General features: G+C 68.4%; 18 protein-coding genes. 7 read left to right on the forward strand and 11 right to left on the reverse strand.

Features of this window, described 5'->3' with window-relative positions:
* Nucleotides 1–167 precede the first annotated feature (167 nt).
* The 5 genes from Q9R02_RS09970 to Q9R02_RS09990 all read right to left on the reverse strand — a co-directional run bounded on the left by Q9R02_RS09970 (nucleotide 168) and on the right by Q9R02_RS09990 (nucleotide 5886).
* Nucleotides 168–1550 (reverse strand): sulfate adenylyltransferase subunit 1, encoded by a 1383-nt coding sequence (locus Q9R02_RS09970; protein ID WP_305996533.1) that lies wholly within the window; start codon nucleotides 1548–1550, stop codon nucleotides 168–170.
* Nucleotides 1550–2620: a sulfate adenylyltransferase subunit CysD gene (gene cysD / locus Q9R02_RS09975; protein ID WP_305996534.1), complete on the reverse strand. Its 1071-nt coding sequence runs from the start codon at nucleotides 2618–2620 to the stop codon at nucleotides 1550–1552. Before cysD ends, Q9R02_RS09970 begins: the two co-directional genes overlap by 1 nt.
* Entirely contained in the window at nucleotides 2617–3345 is a 729-nt protein-coding gene (locus Q9R02_RS09980; RefSeq protein ID WP_305996535.1) for a phosphoadenylyl-sulfate reductase, read from the reverse strand. The genes cysD and Q9R02_RS09980 overlap by 4 nt, the downstream gene beginning before the upstream one ends.
* Nucleotides 3342–5090 (reverse strand): nitrite/sulfite reductase, encoded by a 1749-nt coding sequence (locus tag Q9R02_RS09985; RefSeq protein ID WP_305996536.1) that lies wholly within the window; start codon nucleotides 5088–5090, stop codon nucleotides 3342–3344. Before Q9R02_RS09985 ends, Q9R02_RS09980 begins: the two co-directional genes overlap by 4 nt.
* A 103-nt stretch (nucleotides 5091–5193) precedes the next feature.
* Nucleotides 5194–5886 (reverse strand): sirohydrochlorin chelatase, encoded by a 693-nt coding sequence (locus Q9R02_RS09990; protein ID WP_305996537.1) that lies wholly within the window; start codon nucleotides 5884–5886, stop codon nucleotides 5194–5196.
* 128 nt (nucleotides 5887–6014) lie between these two features.
* Here Q9R02_RS09990 and Q9R02_RS09995 point away from each other — a divergent pair, with 128 nt between their 5' ends.
* Together Q9R02_RS09995 and Q9R02_RS10000 are read left to right on the forward strand one after the other, a co-directional pair.
* Complete coding sequence (locus tag Q9R02_RS09995; protein WP_305996538.1) at nucleotides 6015–6653, forward strand: trimeric intracellular cation channel family protein; 639 nt, start codon at nucleotides 6015–6017, stop codon at nucleotides 6651–6653.
* A gap of 93 nt (nucleotides 6654–6746) precedes the next feature.
* Nucleotides 6747–7172 (forward strand): hypothetical protein, encoded by a 426-nt coding sequence (locus tag Q9R02_RS10000; RefSeq protein WP_305996539.1) that lies wholly within the window; start codon nucleotides 6747–6749, stop codon nucleotides 7170–7172.
* A 464-nt stretch (nucleotides 7173–7636) separates the two neighbouring features.
* Here Q9R02_RS10000 and Q9R02_RS10005 read toward each other — a convergent pair whose 3' ends face one another.
* From Q9R02_RS10005 to Q9R02_RS10015, 3 genes are read right to left on the reverse strand one after another with little or no spacing between them, the layout of a single operon-like run.
* Entirely contained in the window at nucleotides 7637–8740 is a 1104-nt protein-coding gene (locus Q9R02_RS10005; protein WP_305996540.1) for a polyprenyl synthetase family protein, read from the reverse strand.
* Between the two features lie 10 nt (nucleotides 8741–8750).
* Nucleotides 8751–10088, reverse strand: a complete 1338-nt coding sequence (locus tag Q9R02_RS10010; protein ID WP_305996541.1) for a geranylgeranyl reductase family protein — start codon at nucleotides 10086–10088, stop codon at nucleotides 8751–8753.
* Nucleotides 10089–10097: 9 nt separating this feature from the next.
* On the reverse strand, nucleotides 10098–10829 hold the full coding sequence (locus Q9R02_RS10015) for a demethylmenaquinone methyltransferase (RefSeq protein WP_305996542.1): 732 nt from the start codon (nucleotides 10827–10829) through the stop codon (nucleotides 10098–10100).
* A 75-nt stretch (nucleotides 10830–10904) separates the two neighbouring features.
* On the opposite strand from Q9R02_RS10015, the gene Q9R02_RS10020 reads away from it, so the two are divergent.
* The 5 genes from Q9R02_RS10020 (at nucleotide 10905) to Q9R02_RS10040 (ending at nucleotide 16405) form a co-directional block, all read left to right on the forward strand.
* Nucleotides 10905–12239, forward strand: coding sequence for an isochorismate synthase (locus tag Q9R02_RS10020; RefSeq protein WP_305996543.1), 1335 nt, complete (start codon nucleotides 10905–10907; stop codon nucleotides 12237–12239).
* Between the two features lie 311 nt (nucleotides 12240–12550).
* Entirely contained in the window at nucleotides 12551–13504 is a 954-nt protein-coding gene (locus tag Q9R02_RS10025; RefSeq protein WP_305996544.1) for an ABC transporter substrate-binding protein, read from the forward strand.
* A gap of 28 nt (nucleotides 13505–13532) precedes the next feature.
* Complete coding sequence (locus tag Q9R02_RS10030) at nucleotides 13533–14459, forward strand: amino acid ABC transporter permease (protein ID WP_305996545.1); 927 nt, start codon at nucleotides 13533–13535, stop codon at nucleotides 14457–14459.
* 12 nt (nucleotides 14460–14471) lie between these two features.
* A complete protein-coding gene (locus Q9R02_RS10035; RefSeq protein WP_305996546.1) occupies nucleotides 14472–15245 on the forward strand; it encodes an amino acid ABC transporter ATP-binding protein in 774 nt (257 codons plus the stop codon).
* 239 nt (nucleotides 15246–15484) lie between these two features.
* On the forward strand, nucleotides 15485–16405 hold the full coding sequence (locus Q9R02_RS10040; protein WP_305996547.1) for a patatin-like phospholipase family protein: 921 nt from the start codon (nucleotides 15485–15487) through the stop codon (nucleotides 16403–16405).
* 68 nt (nucleotides 16406–16473) lie between these two features.
* On the opposite strand, the gene Q9R02_RS10045 is transcribed toward Q9R02_RS10040, so the two are convergent.
* From Q9R02_RS10045 to Q9R02_RS10055, 3 genes are all read right to left on the reverse strand, one after another.
* Nucleotides 16474–16947, reverse strand: a complete 474-nt coding sequence (locus Q9R02_RS10045; protein ID WP_305996548.1) for an SRPBCC family protein — start codon at nucleotides 16945–16947, stop codon at nucleotides 16474–16476.
* Nucleotides 16944–17321, reverse strand: a complete 378-nt coding sequence (locus tag Q9R02_RS10050) for an ArsR/SmtB family transcription factor (RefSeq protein WP_305996549.1) — start codon at nucleotides 17319–17321, stop codon at nucleotides 16944–16946. Before Q9R02_RS10050 ends, Q9R02_RS10045 begins: the two co-directional genes overlap by 4 nt.
* A 106-nt stretch (nucleotides 17322–17427) precedes the next feature.
* On the reverse strand, nucleotides 17428–17844 hold the full coding sequence (locus tag Q9R02_RS10055) for a hypothetical protein (protein WP_305996550.1): 417 nt from the start codon (nucleotides 17842–17844) through the stop codon (nucleotides 17428–17430).
* Nucleotides 17845–17894 lie beyond the last annotated feature (50 nt).

Consider the following 17894-nt stretch of genomic DNA (forward strand, 5'->3'; position numbering starts at 1 on the left):
CACCCAGCACGGACTCACCCGCCAACAAGCGGTGATACGCCTCCGCCCGGACCTCCCACGCGATCTTCTTCGCCACGCACACCCTCCACCATCAGGGTGTTGCGCTAACCTTCTGAACTCGCCCGGGTTTTAGGGGCGTGAACTGTTACTTCGCGAGGGAGGGGGAGCTAGATCCAGTACCGCTCGTCCTCGGAATCGCCCGGGTGCTCCTTGACCATGCCCGCGGCGAGGGTGTTGCCGTCCGCGGGGTCGATCACCAGGAACGCGCCCGTGCGGCGGTGCTTGGCGTACGGCTCCAGGGGCAGCTCCGCGGCCAAGCGGATCTGGACCTCGCCGATGTCGTTGAGTTCCAGTCCGGTGGTCGGTTGCACCTCGAACGAATCCAGGTCCAGCTTCCCGGACACCGTCCGCACGATCGCCTTCACCGTCTGGGTGCCGTGCTTGACGAACACCCGGGCGCCCTCGCGCAGCGGCTTGGAGGACAGCCACGCCACGGAACCGTAGAGATCAGCGGAGGACTCCCCCACCGTTCCGGCGGCGGCGATCGTGTCGCCGCGGGCGATGTCGATCTCGTCGGCGAGGCGCAGCGCCACCGATTGCGGGGCGAAGGCCGTCTGCAGGGAGGTGCCGGCGAAGTCGATGCCGGTGACCGTCGTCGTGCGCGGCTCATGCCCCGGCGAAAGGACCACCACGGAGTCGCCCACCGTCACCGTACCCTCGGCCACCTGGCCGGCGTAGGCGCGATAGTCGCGGTACGCCTCGACATCCAGGCCGCGTGCGACGGCGTCCGGAGCCAGGGCGCCCTGCGGACGGACCGCGAGCTGCACCGGGAAGCGGAAGGCCTCGTGCTCGTCCTCCAGCTCGTCCGCGGCCGGCAGGGTCTCCAGGACCTCCAGCAGGGGCGGGCCCTGGTACCAGGGCATGCGCGGGGATCGGTCCACCACGTTGTCGCCGTCCAGGGCGGAGACCGGGATGACCAGGACGTCGGCGTGGTCGGGTGCCGTTCCGATCCCGAGTTCCTTGGACACCCGGCGGATGTCCGCCTCGATGTCCCTGAACACGGACTCGGAGAAGTCCACCAGGTCCACCTTGTTCACGGCCACCACCACATGCGGGACACGCAGCAGGTGCAGCACGGACAGGTGCCGGCGGGTCTGCTCCAGGACACCCTTGCGGGCGTCGATCAGGACCACGACGGCGTCCGCCGTGGACGCGCCGGTCACCGTGTTCTTGGTGTACTGCACGTGCCCGGGGCAGTCGGCCAGGATGAAGCTGCGGCGGTCCGTGGCGAAGTAGCGGTAGGCCACGTCGATCGTGATGCCCTGTTCCCGCTCGGCGCGCAGGCCGTCGGTCAGCAGTGCCAGGTCCAGGCCGCCCTTCTCCCCGCCGAAGCCGCGGTCCGCGCTGGTGCGGGCGACGGCGTCGAGGGTGTCGGCCAGGATCGCCTTGGAATCGTGCAGGAGGCGGCCCACCAGGGTGGACTTGCCGTCATCGACACTGCCGGCGGTCGCGAAACGGAACAGCGTGGCTGAAGCGAGTGCGGTGCTCATTAGAAATACCCGTCCTTCTTGCGGTCTTCCATGGCCGCCTCGGAGATGCGGTCATCCGCGCGGGTCGCGCCGCGCTCGGTGAGGGTGGAGGCTGCCACTTCGACGACGACGGCGGCCACGTCGGCCGCGTCGCTCTCCACCGCGCCGGTGCAGGACATGTCGCCCACGGTGCGGTAACGGACCAGCTTGGTGATGACCTCTTCACCCGGATTGGGGAGGGAGACCTCGCCCACGGCGCGCCACATGCCGTCGCGGCGGAACACCTCACGCTCGTGGGCGTAGTAGAGGCCGGGCAGCTCGATGTTCTCGCGCTCGATGTAGCGCCAGATGTCCAGCTCGGTCCAGTTGCTGATGGGGAACGCGCGTACGTGCTGGCCCACCGTGTGGCGGCCGTTGTACAGATTCCACAGCTCGGGACGCTGGTTGCGCGGGTCCCACTGGCCGAACTCGTCGCGCAGGGACAGGATGCGCTCCTTGGCGCGGGCTTTGTCCTCGTCGCGGCGGCCGCCGCCGAAGACGGCGTCGAACTTGTTCTTCTGGATGGCATCCAGAAGCGGCACGGTCTGCAGCGGGTTGCGGGTGCCGTCCGCGCGCTCCTGGAGTTCGCCACGGTCGATGAACTCCTGCACGGAGCCGACCACGAGCTTCAGGCCCAGGCGCTCCACGGTGCGGTCCCGGAAGTCGATGACCTCAGGGAAGTTGTGACCGGTGTCCACGTGCAGCACCGGGAACGGCACCTTGCCGGGCCAGAAGGCCTTGGTGGCCAGGTGCAGCATGACCACGGAGTCCTTGCCGCCGGAGAACAGCAGCGCGGGCCGCTCGAACTCGGCAACCACCTCACGGATGATGTGAATGGCCTCGGCCTCGAGCGCGTCGAGCGTGCCGAGCCGGTTGTCGTTTGCGCTCGGGCTTTCGGCCGCTTCCCCCCGCGGCTTAGACACGCTCGCTCGTTCCTCGCTCGCGCGATGCGCCGCTTCCGGGGAATCGGCCGAAAGCCCCTCCACCAGTTGGTCACCGGTCTGCGTCACGTTCTCCACCTCGAGTTCTTCGGAAAAGGTCTGGGTGCTCATGTGTGGAGCCCGCATTCGGTCTTGTCGGATCCGGCCCAGCGGCCGGAGCGGGGATCAGCTCCCGGCGCGACCTTGTTGGTGCACGGCTGGCAGCCGATGGACGGGTAGCCCTGGTTCAACAGTGGGTTGGAGGGCAGCAGGTGCTCCTCCGAGTACTCCGTCAGCTGCTCGAACGTCCACGGCGCCACGGGGTTGACCTTGACCAGCCCGTTCGTCTCGTCCCAGGTCACCAGGGGGGTGTTGGTCCGGGTGGGGGCCTCGTCGCGGCGCACACCGGTGAACCACAGCTCGTAGCCGGCCAGGGTGCGGCGCAGCGGCACCACCTTGCGCATATTGCAGCAGGAGGCGGCGTCCCGGGCGAAGAGGTCCTTGCCGAAGAGCCGGTCCTGCTGCTCCACGGTGTTCTCCGGGAGCACATCCACCACGTTCACGCGCAGGGCCTTGGCCACGGCGTCACGGGTCTGGTACGTCTCCGGGAAGTGGTAGCCGGTGTCCAGGAAGAGCACGTCCACGTCCGGCAGCTGCTCGGCCACGAGGGCCGGGAGCACGCTGTCCGCCATGGAGCAGGCGACGGCGACCTTAGGCGTGGCGAAGTTGCGCGCCACCCAGGCGATGATCTCCTCGGCCGAGGCGTTCCAGTCGAGCTCGGCGGCGCCGGCCTCGGCGAGGGCCTTGAGCTCCTCGTGGGAGCGAAGGCCCCTCTCGGTACGGATATCAGTGGTCACTGCAGTGCCTCCTCATCGGCGGAATGAGCCCATTCGGCGAAGCTCTGGCCTTCGGCGTGATCGGCCACGAAACGGCGCACCACGCGCTCTACGTAGTCGGGAAGATCGGCCACGTAGACCTTCAGGCCGCGGACGGTCCGGCCCAGGCCGGCCTCCTCACGGGTGGTGGACGCCAGCCCGCCGCCCAGGTGCACCTGGAAACCGGGGGCCGGGTCGCCGCCGTCGACGGGGAGCATCATGCCTTTGAGGCCGATGTCCGCGGTCTGGATGCGGGCGCAGGAGTTGGGGCAGCCGTTGATGTGCAGGCTCAGGGCCTCCGGCAGGGAGCCGTCCTCCACCAGATCGGCCAGGCGGCGCTCCAGCTCGGCGATGGCCGTGGCGGCGTTCTCCTTGGTCTCCACGATGGCCAGCTTGCAGAACTCGATGCCCGTGCAGGCGATGGTGCCGCGGCGGAACACGCTCGGCTTGGCGGACAGGCCCAGGGTCTCAAGACCCGCGGTGAGGGACTCCACCCGCTCACCGGGGACGTCCAGGACCACCAGCTTCTGGTGCGGGGTGGTGCGCAGACGCTGGGAGCCATGGGTTTCCAGGAGATCGGCGAGTGCCAGCATGGTCGGGCCGGCGAGGCGGCCCACGGTGGGGGCCACTCCGATGAAGAATTTCCCGTCCTTCTGTTCGTGCACGCCCACGTGATCGCCCGGGGTGGACGGTTTGGGGGCGGCGGGGCCGTCGGCCAGCTCGTAGCCGAGGTATTCGTCCTGGAGCACCTGGCGGAACTTCTCGGGACCCCAATCGGCCAGCAGGAACTTCAGGCGCGCCTTGGTGCGCATCCGGCGGTAGCCGTAGTCGCGGAAGATGCTGGTGACGCCCTCCCACACCTCGGCGCCCTGCTCGGGGCGGACGAAGGCGCCCAGGCGCTTGCCGAGCATGGGGTTGGTGGACAGCGCGCCGCCCACCCAGAGGTCATAGCCCAGGCCCAGTTCCGGGTGCTCCACACCGACGAACGCGACGTCGTTGATCTCGTGCACCACGTCCTGGGACGGATGGCCGGTGATGGCCGTCTTGTACTTGCGCGGCAGGTTCGCGAACGCCGGATCGCCGATGTACTTCGCGGCGATCTCATGGATCAGCGGGGTGGGGTCGATGATCTCGTCCTTGGCGATGCCCGCCACGGGAGAGCCGAGGATGACGCGGGGCACGTCGCCGCACGCCTCAGTGGTGTGCAGGCCCACGCCCTCCAGACGGCGCCAGATCTCCGGGACGTCCTCCACACGGATCCAGTGCAGCTGGATGTTCTGGCGGTCCGTGATGTCCGCGGTGCCGCGGGCGAAGTCCACGGAGATCTGACCGATCACGCGCAGCTGTTCGGTGCTGAGTGCACCGCCGTCGATGCGGACGCGGAGCATGAAGTACTTGTCCTCGAGCTCGTGGGGCTCAAGGGTGGCGGTCTTGCCGCCGTCGATGCCCTGGCGGCGCTGCGTGTACAGGCCCCACCAGCGGAAACGGCCGTGCAGATCGGTGCTGTCGATCGAGTCGAAGCCGCCCTGCGCGTAGATGGTCTCGATCCGCTCGCGGACGGAGAGACCGCCGTCCTCCTGCTTCCAGACCTCGTTCGGGTTCAGCGGGGTGGTGCCGTCCACCTTCCACTGACCGTGCGGCTTGGCCGCCGGACGGCCGGCCCGCGGAGTGCGGGCGGGGCGGGCTTCAGGCGTCGGCTGCGCACCGGCGAGGGCTGTTTCTGTCATACGAAAAATGTAGGGTGGCCCACTTTGGCCACCCAAGGTCACCGGACACGTGACGACACCCAAGGCAATAATTCGTCACGGACGCCTCAGACCCTTGCGCGGCTCAGCCGGCGGCCTCCAGGGCCTCGTCGAAATGCTTCAGCACCAGCTCAGCGAGGGATCGCGCCGGCAGCAGCGGCTCCGCCACCACGTCCGCGCCGGCTTTGAAGAGCTGGTCATGGAACCAGCCGTGGGCCAGCAGATAAGACGCGACGACGACGCGCGATGCCCCCTCCGCGCGGAGCTGCGCCACCGCGTCGGGGACCTTCGGCTCTGCCGCACTCCCGTAGGCGCAGCGGACCGGGCGCCCGAGCAGCGAGGCGAGGTGCCCCGCGACCTCCTCCACGGCGACGGAGGCCTCCGGGCGGGAGGAGCCGGCGGCGGCCAGCACCACGGCGTCGTCGTCGGCCAGCCCGGCCTCCGTGAGGCGGTCCCGCAGCACCTCCGCCAGGAGCTCGTCCGGGCCGAGCGGCGCCGCCGCGAGGGTCCCCGGGCGCGAGGCGGCGGCGCGGGCGATGTCCACCTGGACGTGGAAGCCCACGCTCAGCAGGAGCGGCACGATCACGGCCGTGCGGCCCTCCGCCAGACCCGCCACGACGCCGGGCAGGGCGGGCTCCTGGACGTCGACGTACGCCTCCAGCACCTCGAGCCCGGGGCGCAGGGCCGCCACGGCCTCCCGGAGTCCGCGCACCTCGGCATCGCCGGTGGCGTTGCTGGTTCCGTGCGAGCAGGCGATCAGGACGGGGGTCTCACTCATGGCAGGGAGCCTAACGTGTTCCAGACCACGGCGGAGCAGGGTGCCCGTGACTTAAAATGGGTGCGTAACATGTCGGGCACCCCATCCCTGGGCTCACCGTCGTTCCGCCGGTGCCCGAAGGGAGCACGATGTCCTTTGCTGCGGGGCTCCAGGCCCTGGACCTCTTGGGGGTCTTCTTCTTCGCCGTCTCCGGCTCGCTCCTGGCGGCACGCAAGGGGTTCGACGTGATCGGCTCATTGCTGCTCGCCTGCCTGGTCGGCATGGGCGGCGGTGTGGTCCGGGACGTGATCCTGGCCGTCGGCATCCCGTCCGCCTTCAATGATCCGGTCTACCTGATCCCGCCGGTGCTCGCCGCCGCCCTGGTGTATGTGCTGTTCAACAGTGTGCAGCGCTACACCTCGCTGCTGACGCTGTTCGACGCCGCCGGGCTCGCCCTGTTCTGCATCTCCGGCACGCTCAAGGCGATCACCTATGGGGCCAACCCGGTCACCGCCGTCCTGCTGGGCGTCACCACGGCCGTGGGCGGAGGGGTGCTGCGGGACATCACGGCCAACGAGGTGCCCAGCCTGTTCAACGCCCGCGAGATCTACGCGCTGCCGGCGTTCGTCGGGGCGGCGCTGACCGCCCTGGTGTGGAACCTGGGCTGGTTCACCATCGTCACGGGTCCGGCGATCGCGGCCCTGGTGTTCGTCTTCCGCGTGGTGGCCTGGCGCCGGCATTGGTGCGTGCCCCTGGCCGTGCGCGGCTGGCACCGCCCGGGGGCCTGAGCGCGGACGCCCACACGGCGGTCCGCGGAACCGGCCGCTCCGCCGGTTTCAGGCCGCTGACGTGGGCTTGCACGCACTCGATAGGATGAACCCATGAGCGAAATGTTCGTGGAGAAGTACCGTGCCCTGGTCCCGAAGTACCTGGAAGACGAGTGGCAGGAAGACGACGGCATCCCCGAGGCTGAGCTCAACGCCGCGCTGGCCGCACTCAAGCTGGACCTCCCCCTGGCGATGCGGGAGTTCTATCTGACGCTGGGCGGCTGCGTGGACATCATGGAGGCCTACCACTACTTCTGGGATCCGGAGGAGCTGGAAGTCGACGATGAAGGCTTCCTCATGTTCCTGGAGGACGAGGAGGAGAGCTACACCTGGGGAATCCGGGTGGGCGATCTCCGCGTACCGGACCCCATCGTCTGGCGTAAGAACAACGCCCGCGGCGAGTGGAAGAGCGAAGACGGCACCTTCTCCGAGTTCACTTTTGACATGCTCGCCTGGGCCTTCGAAGACGACGAGGACTGATCACCTCCCGCCGGGAGGATATTTTGGGCGACCGGACTGGACTCGATGACAGTTTTCGTCATAAGATAGAGGCAGGAATCGCCCCCTCCTAAGGTGATTCTTGAAGGAGACCTCCTCCTAAAGGTTTCCTGATTTCGCACGGAGCAGGCCCGCAGGACAAATAAGCTACCCCCCTAGCTGTCCGGTTGGGCCTGTTCTGCGTTTAAGGGCCAATCCGGATCAGGCCGGAGGCGCCTGTGATCCGCGCCACTTCACTGCGCGCATCCTCTCCGAGCGCCTCCGCGGACATCGCCGCCGGACCGCGAAAGCACCCGGAAGAACCCTCCGATACCTCACGAACGGTCGTCAGGGCCCCGCCGGACCCATTCATACCGAACGGAATGTTTTTCTCCACGAAAAAGCCCCGGTCCCGTCACAGACGGGGCCGGGGCTTTGTCACGCGCCGTAAAGCGATACCACAAGTCTCAGGCGCTGCGCTCCACGACAGCCTGTGCGAAGTTGGCCAGGGACTCCTTGACCACGCCTTCGGGAAGGGCGCTGAGGGCCTCCACGGCTTCATCGGCCCAGCGGCGGGCCACGGTCCAGGACTCCTCGGTGACCGGGTGCGCACCGAGCGCCGCCACGGCCGCGGCCAGAGCGTCGTCGCTGCTCAGATCGCCGTCCACGAGTTCCAGCACGGCGGATGCGGACGCGTCGCCACCACGGGCGGCCTGGCGTAGGAGCAGCACGGGCAGGGTCGGGACCCCTTCGCGCAGATCGGTTCCGGGCGTCTTGCCGGATTTGACGCGGGCGCTCGTGACGTCGATGACGTCGTCCGCCAGCTGGAAGGCCACGCCGAGCTTCTCGCCGTACTCCACCAGGACCTTCTCCACGGTCTCATCCACACCGGCGAAGATGGCGCCGAGCTGGGCGGAGGCGGCCACGAGGGAGCCGGTCTTGTCCGCCAGGACCTGGATGTAGTGGGTCAGCGGGTCCTCGTCCTCCCGCGGGCCGACCGTCTCGTGCAGCTGGCCGAGGCACAGACGCTCGAAGGTGCGGGCCTGGATGCCGAGGGCTCGGCCGCCCAGTTCGGAGACCAGGATGGACGCGCGGGCGAAAATCAGGTCGCCGGTCAGCACGGCCACCGAGTTGCCCCACACCTCATGCGCGGTGGGAGCGCCACGGCGGAACGGCGCGGAGTCCATGACGTCGTCGTGGTACAGCGTCGCCAGGTGGGTCAGTTCCACCACGACGGCGGCCTGGAGGACCTCGGGGCGGGTGTAGTCGCCCAGGTGGGAGCACAGGAGGGCCAGCAGCGGCCGGATGCGCTTGCCGCCGGCCTCCACGAGATGGCGGGACGTGGCGTCGGCCAGCGGGTCCGAGTTGGCGATGGCCTCGCGCAGCATCTTCTCCACGCGCGCCAGGCTGGTGGTGAGGGCCGGGCCGATCACATCGTCCTCGGAAATGGCCGCGAAACCGCGCGGCAGCGTCAGGCCCGTGGCGATGGCCGTGGTGCTCGGCGCGGGCTCGGCCTCCCCCACGGGGCCGTGTCCGGCGTGCGTCCAGGTGCGGTCTGCAGGTGTGCTCACGGTATCAAGCCTAACGAGTTGCGGAGGCGGCGCGTGCCGCGCGGGGTGCGGGGGCGCTTCCGGTGTTGGACGTGGCGGGGACGAGCTTCTCCAGGACGGCGATCACCGAGTCCTCGAAACGGCCCGAGCGGGGGTCTGTCAGATTGGCCAGGAAGCGCACCACGAAGCGCATCAGGACCGGGACCGGCATGCCCGTGCGCAGGGCCAGCTTCATGATCCGCGGGTTGCCGATCAGGCGCGCGAACATCCGGCCCAGCGTGAAGTGGCTGCCCCACTCGGAGCGCACCTGCTCCGCATAGGCGGCCAGGGCGTCGTCGTACACGCGGCCGACGGCGGTGGGCCCGGCCCAGCGGGCGGCCGACCGCGCGTCGAGGATCCGCTCCGCCGCGAAGCGCGCGGACTCCATGGCGTAGGAGATGCCCTCGCCGTTGAACGGGGAGACCATGCCGCCGGCGTCGCCCAGGAGCAGCATGCCGGGCAGGTGGTGCGGGGTGCGGTTGAAGCCCATGGGCAGGGCGGCGCCGCGGATCTCGCCGACCAGGTTCTCCTCGCGGTAGCCCCAGCCTTCCGGCATCCCGGCCACCCAGTCACGCATGACCTGTTTGTAGTCCAGCCGTCCGAACTCCTTGGACGAGTTCAGGATGCCCAGGCCCACATTGGACGTTCCGTCGCCCACGCCGAAGATCCAGCCGTAACCGGGCAGCGGCTGGCCGTCCTTGCCGGGGAGTTCCAGCCAGCCCTCCATCCAGTCGTCCTCGTGGCGCGGGCTCTCGTAGTAGCCGCGCACGGCCACGCCCAGCGGGCGGTCGTCGCGCTTGGCGACGCCGAGGGAGACGGCGGTGCGGGTCGAGTTGCCGTCCGCGGCGAGCACGACGTCGGCGTGGAAGTCGCGCGTTTCGCCCGTCTTCCGGCCGTTCCCGTCCAAGAGGGAGGCGCGCGCGCCGATGACCCGGCCGGCGTCGTCGCGCAGCGCCTCAGTGACCGAGTGGCGCTCCAGCACCGTGGCTCCGGAGGCCTGCGCGTGACGGGCCAGGGCCTCATCGAAGCCGAGTCGGGTGCGGATGAGACCGTACTGCGGGAAGTCGCCGACCTCCGGCCAGGGGACCTCCACCTGGCGGCCGCCCGCGATCAGGCGCAGGCCCTTGTTCCGGCGCCAGCCGTCGGCCTCCTCATGGGGCAGGCCGAGCTTGACGATCTCCCGTACGGCGCGCGGGGTGAGGCCGTCGCCGCAGACCTTCTCCCGGGGGAAGGCGGTCTTCTCCAGAACGGTGACTTCCGCCCCGGCCTGGGCAAGGTAGTGCGCGGCGGTGGACCCGGCGGGCCCGGCGCCGACGATGAGTACGTTCACCAGTCTCCTCTAGCGGGCGTCCGCGCCGTCGGCGGGTGCGGGCTTCACACCGCGGTGGACGGCCACGATGCCGCCGTTGATGTTCCGGTATTTCACCTCGGACCAGCCGGCACCCTGCAGCCAGTGGGCCAGTTCGTTCTGGTCCGGCCAGGCGCGGATGGACTCGGCCAGGTAGGTGTAGGCGTCCGGGTTGGAGGAGGCCTTGGCCGCCAGGACCGGGAACCAGCGCATGATGTATTCGAGGTACACCTGGCGAAAGAGGCGGTTGGTGGGGCGGGAGAATTCGGCCACCACCACGCGGCCGCCGGGCTTGGTGACGCGCAGCATCTCCGCCAGGGCCTTCTTGGGGTCGTTGACGTTGCGCAGGCCGTAGGAGATGGTCACGGCGTCGAAGCTGTCATCCGCGAACGGCAGGTTCATGGCGTCCCCGGCCACGAAGTCGATGTCCGGGCGGCGGCGCTTGCCCACCTTGAGCATGCCGAGCGAGAAGTCGCAGGCGACGACGTCGATTCCGGCGTCCGCGTACGGCTCGCTGGAGGTGCCGGTGCCGGCCGCGAGGTCCAGGACCCGCTGGCCGGGGACGGCTCCCACGGCATCGAACACGATCCGGCGCCAGCGCGGCGTCTGCCCCAGCGTCATCAAGTCGTTCATGAGGTCGTAGCGGCTGGCGACGTCGTCGAACATCGTGGCTACTTCATCGGGGCGCTTGTCGAGCGAGGCTCGGATCGGTTGGCTGCTCACGAATCCATTGTGTCAAAGATTGGGTGGGCCTCGTGGACGTAGCGCCAGCGCAGTCGAGAGTAGTCTTGATCCATCATGAGCAGCACGCTGACAAGCATCACCGTCCCCTTGGGCCAGGACGCCTCCGAGGACGGACTGGCTGCACTCCTGACCCGTTCCGATTCGCCCGAGGTGGGGCTGAGCTGGATCCGCCGCGGTTCAGGCCTTCTGGGATTCGGTGAGGTCGCGCGCTTCGAGGCCACCGGGCCGGACCGTTTCATGCTGGCCGAGCAGTGGTGGCGTTCCCTGACCCTGGGCTCCGCCGTGACCGATCCCCTGGCGCTCCCGGGCACGGGCCCCGTAGCGTTCGGCTCCTTCGCCTTCTCCAAGACCTCCGCCTTCGCGTCCCGCCTGGTGGTCCCTGAACTCATCATCGGTCTGCGGGACGGACTGCTCTGGGGCACGCTGCTGAGCCTGGGAGAACAGCCCACAGAGCAGGAGCTGCACGACGCCGTGCAGCTCTTCGCGCCGGCCCTGCTGAGCGGCGCGAGGGCGGCAGCGCCCGAGGCGACGGCGGCCGTCGTCGCCGACGTGAAGCCCGGCTCCCTCAGCGAGGAGGCGTGGATGCGCGCCGTCGCGCTCGGCGTGGAGAGGATCCGCAGCGGTGAGGTGGAGAAGATCGTGCTGGCGCGCGACGTCGTTGCCGAACTGCCGGCGCCGGTGAGCGCGCCCGAGGTGCTGCGGCGCCTGGCCTGCCGCTACCGCGAGTGCTGGACGTACCGGGTGGACGACTTCGTGGGAGCCACGCCGGAGATGCTGATCCAGGTCATGGGCCGCACCGCGCAAGCGCGCGTACTGGCCGGCACCCTGGACAGGCGCGACGCCGCGGAGAAGCGCGACGGCGAGGATGAGCTCGCCTTCGCCGAGAGGGTGCTGGCCGGGTCGGCGAAGCAGCGGCACGAACACCAGATCGCGATCGACTCCCTGGTGACCGCTCTGGAACCGTTCTCCGACGCCACGGACGCCCACGAGGAGCCGTTCATCCTGGAACTGCCGAACGTGTGGCACCTGGCCTCCGATGTGAAGGCCGAGCTCCTGGATGCCGAAGGGCATCTCCCGTCCTCCCTGGCGCTCGTGAACGCCCTGCACCCGACGGCGGCCGTGTGCGGCACACCCACGCTCCCCGCCGGCGTGATCATCCGTGAGCTGGAAGCCCTGGACCGCGGACCGTACGCCGGGCCGGTCGGCTGGCTGGACGCCGCCGGGAACGGCGAGTGGGGCATCGCCCTGCGCGGCGGTCTCCTGGAGGAGTCCCGGGCGCGCCTCTTCGCCGGCTGCGGTGTGGTGGAAGGCTCGGTCCCCGAGGTCGAGCTGGCCGAGACCTGGGCCAAGTTCCGCCCGATGCTCGAAGCTCTCAACATCACGGCCTGAGCCTCCGCCAGGCCCGGGCCCTGTAGCCCGGATTCTCATCGCAACCGTTCTGAAGCGGCCCCTTCATGTCCGGGATTCCGGACAATAACCCGACTTCCCCCTCCCCTGCCGGACTGATTCTGCGCTTTAGTGATGGGAGTCACACATTCAGGACGGCGAAGCGTTTACCCAAACGCAACCCGGAAGGCTTGTGAAAGCCGACTCCATGTTGTCCAATGGTGAAAGCAAGTTGACTGTGACGCACCTCTCATGGCGTGACTACACTTAAGCGGACTTAATTCCAGGTCCCAGCGCAACAAAGGGTAAAAAACATGATGTTCAACCGCTCCATCCTCGGAAGCACCAAGGTCAAGGCTGCCGCCGTTCTGGCCATCGGTGCCCTGGCCCTCACCGCCTGCACCAACGCCTCCGACACCACCGCGGGCGGTTCCAACCCGTCATCGGGCGCTTCCGGCGCTGCGTCGTTCGACCCCACCACCGTCGCCAAGGATGACTCCCTTGCGGCGAAGGTCCCGGCCGCCCTCAAGGCCAAGGGCACCATCACAGTGGGCTCCGACACCACCTACGCCCCCGCCGAGTTCCTGGGCGCCGACGGCCAGACTCCGGTGGGCTACGACGTGGACCTCGCCAAGGCCATCGGCGCCAAGCTCGGCCTCAAGGTGCAGGTGCAGACCTCCGAGTTCACCGGAATCCTTCCGGCGCTGGGCCCCAAGTACGACCTGGGCATCTCCTCCTTCACCATCAACAAGGACCGCCTGGCCGCCGTGAACCTGGTCAGCTACTTCAACGCCGGCACCTCCTGGGCCGTCCAGCAGGGCAACCCCAAGAACTTCAGCCTGGATGACATCTGCGGCCGCTCCATCGGCGTCCAGACGGGCACCACTCAGGAAGACCCGGACCTGAAGGACCGCAGCAAGAAGTGCACCGACGCCGGCAAGAAGCCGATCGACGTCGTCAGCCTGAAGAGCCAGACGGACATCACCACTCGTCTGGTCAACGGCTCCATCGACGCCATGGCCGCCGACTCCCCCGTCATCTCCTACGCACTGAAGCAGACCAGCGGCCTGCAGAAGTTCGGCGACACCTACGACTCCGCACCCGAGGGCGTCGCCGTCGCCAAGTCGGACACCGCGCTGGCCGGCCTGATCCAGGACACCCTCAACGCCCTGATCAAGGACGGCAGCTACAAGAAGATCCTGGACTCCTGGGGCAACGCCGATGGCGCCATCACCAAGTCCGAGCTGAACCCGACGCCGGCCTCCTGACCGGGCGTTCAAGGACCTTAGGCTTCTCATGAATCTCAAAGACGACGCACCGGTGCTGAACCACTCAGTGCCGGTGCGGCACCCCTGGCGCTGGTTCAGCGCCGCGGTGATCATCCTGGTCGTGCTGGTCTTCGCCAGCACCTTCTTCACCAATCCCAAATACGGCTGGGACATCGTCGGCAAGTACATGCTGGACACCCGTGTGGTCCAGGGTGTCGGCTGGACGCTGTTCCTGACGGTCACGTCGATGGCACTGGCCATCGTGCTCGCCATCATCCTGGCCATCATGCGCCAGTCGGACAACCCGGTCCTGCGCTGGACCGCCTGGTTCTGGGTGTGGTTCTTCCGTGGCACCCCCGTGTACACCCAGCTGATCTTCTGGGGCCTGGTCACCGTGCTGTTCCCGCTGATCAGCGTGGGCTTCAACGGCCAGGAACTGATCCACATCGTGGTCACCGACCCCACCAAGGGCCTGGTTCCCGCCATCCTGGGCCTCGGCCTGAACGAATCCGCCTACCTGGCGGAGATCTTCCGTGCCGGTCTGAAGTCCGTGGACAAGGGCCAGAACGAGGCCGCGCAGGCGCTCGGCATGTCCAACGGCAAGATCATGTGGCGCATCATCCTGCCGCAGGCCATGCGGATCATCGTCCCACCCACCGGCAATGAGACCATCGGCATGCTGAAGACCACCTCGCTGGTGCTCGCCGTGCCGTACACGCTGGATCTGACCTTCGTGACCAACGCGCTGGCCAACCGCCTGTACACCCCGATCCCGTTCCTCATCATCGCGGCCTTCTGGTACCTCCTGGTCACCAGCATCCTGATGGTGGGCCAGTTCTACATCGAGAAGCACTACGGCAAGGGCGTCGACGGCGGCGCACCCCAGGTGATGAACCCGGACGCGCTGAAGGCACAGATGGCCGGACTCGGTGCGCCGAAGATGTCCGGGCAGTGAGGGACGAGGACCATGACTGAAGACAACAAGCCTCTCGTCCGCATCGAGGGCCTGCACAAGTACTACGGGCACCACCACGTGCTCAAGGGCATCGACATGACGGTCAAGAAGGGCGAGGTGGCCGTGGTCATCGGGCCCTCCGGCTCCGGCAAGTCCACCATGCTCCGCTGCGTGAACCTCATGGAGACCATCAGCGCCGGCCGCATCCACGTGGGCGATGCGCTGATCGGCCACCGCGAGATCAACGGCAAGCTCCACGATCTGCACACCAAGGAGATCGCGGCGCAGCGCCGGAACATCGGCATGGTGTTCCAGAAGTTCAACCTGTTCCCGCACATGACCGCCCTGGAGAACGTCATCGAGGCGCCGGTGCAGGTCAAGGGCCAGAACAAGAACGAGGCCAAGAACCGCGCTCACGAGCTGCTGAAGATGGTGGGCCTGGGTGACAAGACCCAGCACTACCCGTCGCAGCTCTCCGGCGGTCAGCAGCAGCGTGTGGCCATCGCCCGGGCCCTGGCCATGGAGCCGGAGGTGATGCTCTTCGACGAGCCAACCTCGGCCCTGGACCCGGAGCTCGTGGGCGATGTGCTCAACGTGATGAAGGACCTGGCCCGCTCCGGCATGACCATGATCGTGGTGACCCACGAGATCGGCTTCGCCCGCGAGGTCGGCGACACGCTGACGTTCATGGATGGCGGCGTGGTGGTCGAGTCCGGTGATCCCCGCGCGATCATCGCCGACCCGCAGCACGCACGCACCCGGGAGTTCCTGAGCCGCGTGCTCTAGACCGCTCCCCCATCGACTGCTCCATAGGACGCCATAATCGGCCCATTCCGGGCCGAAAACGGCATCGTATGGAGCAGTCGATGTTTAAGTGCCATCATGGTGGGGATCGTGAAACTCGTTCAGGAGGTGAGACCCATGTACGCAGCATCCGTCATGGACGCTCCCCTGCAGAGCACGGTCACGCGACTCTCCTAGTCGCCGGGGAGCGCCGAACAGGCATATCGCGAAAGGCGACTCCCATGAACATCACCTCATCTGTTTCCCCGACGACGGCGGACGGCCCCGTCACGCGCGCGCTGGTCATCGCGGGCGGCGGCGCAGCGGGCAACGCCTGGGCGCTCGGCGTCATCGCCGGCCTGGCCGACGCAGGCGTCGACGTCACCGGAGCCGACCTCATCGTCGGCACGTCCTCCGGTTCCACCGTGGCCGCCCAGATCACGGGCGCAACCACCCCGGCCGCGCTGTACGCGGCCATCACCGCCGAGGCCCCTCCCCTGCGCGGTGCGCCCGGCTCACGCCCCGGCCCCGCCCGGGGCGTCTCCGGCCAGAGCTATCTGGACTGGTCCCAGGAGATCATCGACACCTCAGCGGACGCCGCCGAGATGCGGCGCCGGATGGGCGCCGCCGCCCTCGAACGGGACACCTCGGACGGTGCGGACGGCAGGAAGTGGCGCGACGTCGTCGCGGGCCGCCTTCCGCACGCAAGCTGGCCCGAGCAGCGCGTCCTGATCACCGCCGTCGAAGCCCGCACGGGCGAGCCGGTGGTCTTCAGCCGGGAGAGCGGCGTCGAACTCGTGGACGCCGTGGCCGCGAGCACGTCGGCGATGATCCCGTACCCCATCGGCGAGCACCGCTACCTGAACGGTGGTTACCGGCGCAGTGAGAACGCCGATCTGGCAGCCGGGTACGGGCGGGTCCTGGTGCTGGTGCCGTTCGGCGGCCGGACCCGGATGCCCGCGGGCTGGGGCATGGACCTCGCAGCCCAGGTCCAGGAGTTGCGGGCCGGCGGCAGCCGTGTGGAGACGGTCTTCCCCGACGCGGGCGCCGGCCAGGTCTTCGACGCGAACGCCCTGGACCCGTCCACGCGCCGTCAGGCCGCGACGGGCGGCTTCGAGCAGGGGCGGTCCTTGGCCGGCGCCGTCGGCGAGCTCTGGGGCTGAGGCCTCTGCAGGCTGTCCCTCCGGCGAGTTCCCGGATGGGGACGATCCGGAAGGGACAGCCTGCGCGTTCAGCGGGCGAGGAGTTCGTCGAGTTTCTCGTAGCCTTCGACGACCCCGTGCTCCATTCCGGAGGCGATCATCTGTTCCACGGCTTCCTGGGACGTGAACACCGACCGTGAGATGAGGCGGGACCTCCCATCAGGGAGTGCCTCGAACCGCATCCGGTCCAGGCTCACCTCGTGGGGCGCCCCGAGGTATTCGAAGGTCTGAATGATCAGTTCGTCCGGCACGATCGTGTGGAAGACGCCACGGAACCCGTACGTCCCGCCCTGGGGGTTCTGCTGCTCGAATCCGTAGCCGCCGCCGGTGCTGAAGTCCCAGCGGGTGATGGAGGTCTGCAGCGCACGTGGTCCGATCCACTGGGCGAACAGTTCGGGGTCCGCATGCGCCCGGAAGAGCGCATCCGCGGGGGCCTCGAATTCCCGGCTGATCTCCACCAGGGAGGTCCCCGGAACGGCATTGATGCTGACTGGATTGCTCATGGTTCCTGCTCCTTGCTTCTTTTTCGGTGAGCACCCTCCGGGGGTGCTGATGAGTGCCCGGCGGTCAGGACGTCGTCCAGCCGGCGGTAACGGGCTTCGGCTTCCAGCCGGTACCGGTCGATCCACGCCGTGAGCCGCTCCAGCGCCGCGGCGTCCAGATGAACGGGACGCCGCTGCGCATCCCGTGTCCGCCAGACGAGGCCGGCGGATTCCAGCACCGAGATGTGCTTCGAGACGGCCTGCATGGTGATCGCGAACGGCTCGGCCAGCTCGCCGACGGTCGCCGGTCCCCTGCTCAGCCGCGCGACGATCGCCCGCCGCACCGGATCCGCCAGGGCGGCGAATGCGCCGTCGAGCGCTTCGTCCTGATCCATATTCAACCGATCCCTTTATCAACCTTTAAGTTGATTACAGGATAGAACGTCGCTCAGGACCCGTCAACGGTCCTCTTCTGTCATCGGCCGCGGACCGGTCAGGGCCTCACCAACTGGAGGGGCATGTGGCGGTGCCGACGGGGATCACCGGCTTCCGGACCCCGTCAGCGCCGGCCACGGCCACACTCAGCCTGATACACGTGGTGTCCGTGCCGTGGACCAGGAAGCCGCCGGGCCACCAGGTGTACGGGGTCTTCTCCGTGGGACAGGCGGTGAACGTCACCGAGGTGTTGCCCTCCCGGGCCCCGTACTGCGCCACAAGCCCCACCGTCTTCTGCTGCTCCGGGGCCACTGTCACGGTCACCTTCTGACCGGCGCGGACCCAGTACGGATCCTTCATCCATTGGACGCCGTCCTGGTTCTGGGGAGCGCCGTCTCCGGGGTGCGAGTAACTGTCCCGGATGAAGAGCGGGTCCACGTTGATGAGGCTCGCGGCGGACGGATCGAACGCGGAGGCGTCCATCTGGCCGGTTCTGCATGGAGCCTCGTAGTGACCGGCGGGCGGCGCAGCCT

It is taken from the genome of Arthrobacter horti (assembly GCF_030731045.1).
Classification (GTDB): domain Bacteria; phylum Actinomycetota; class Actinomycetes; order Actinomycetales; family Micrococcaceae; genus Arthrobacter_E; species Arthrobacter_E nanjingensis.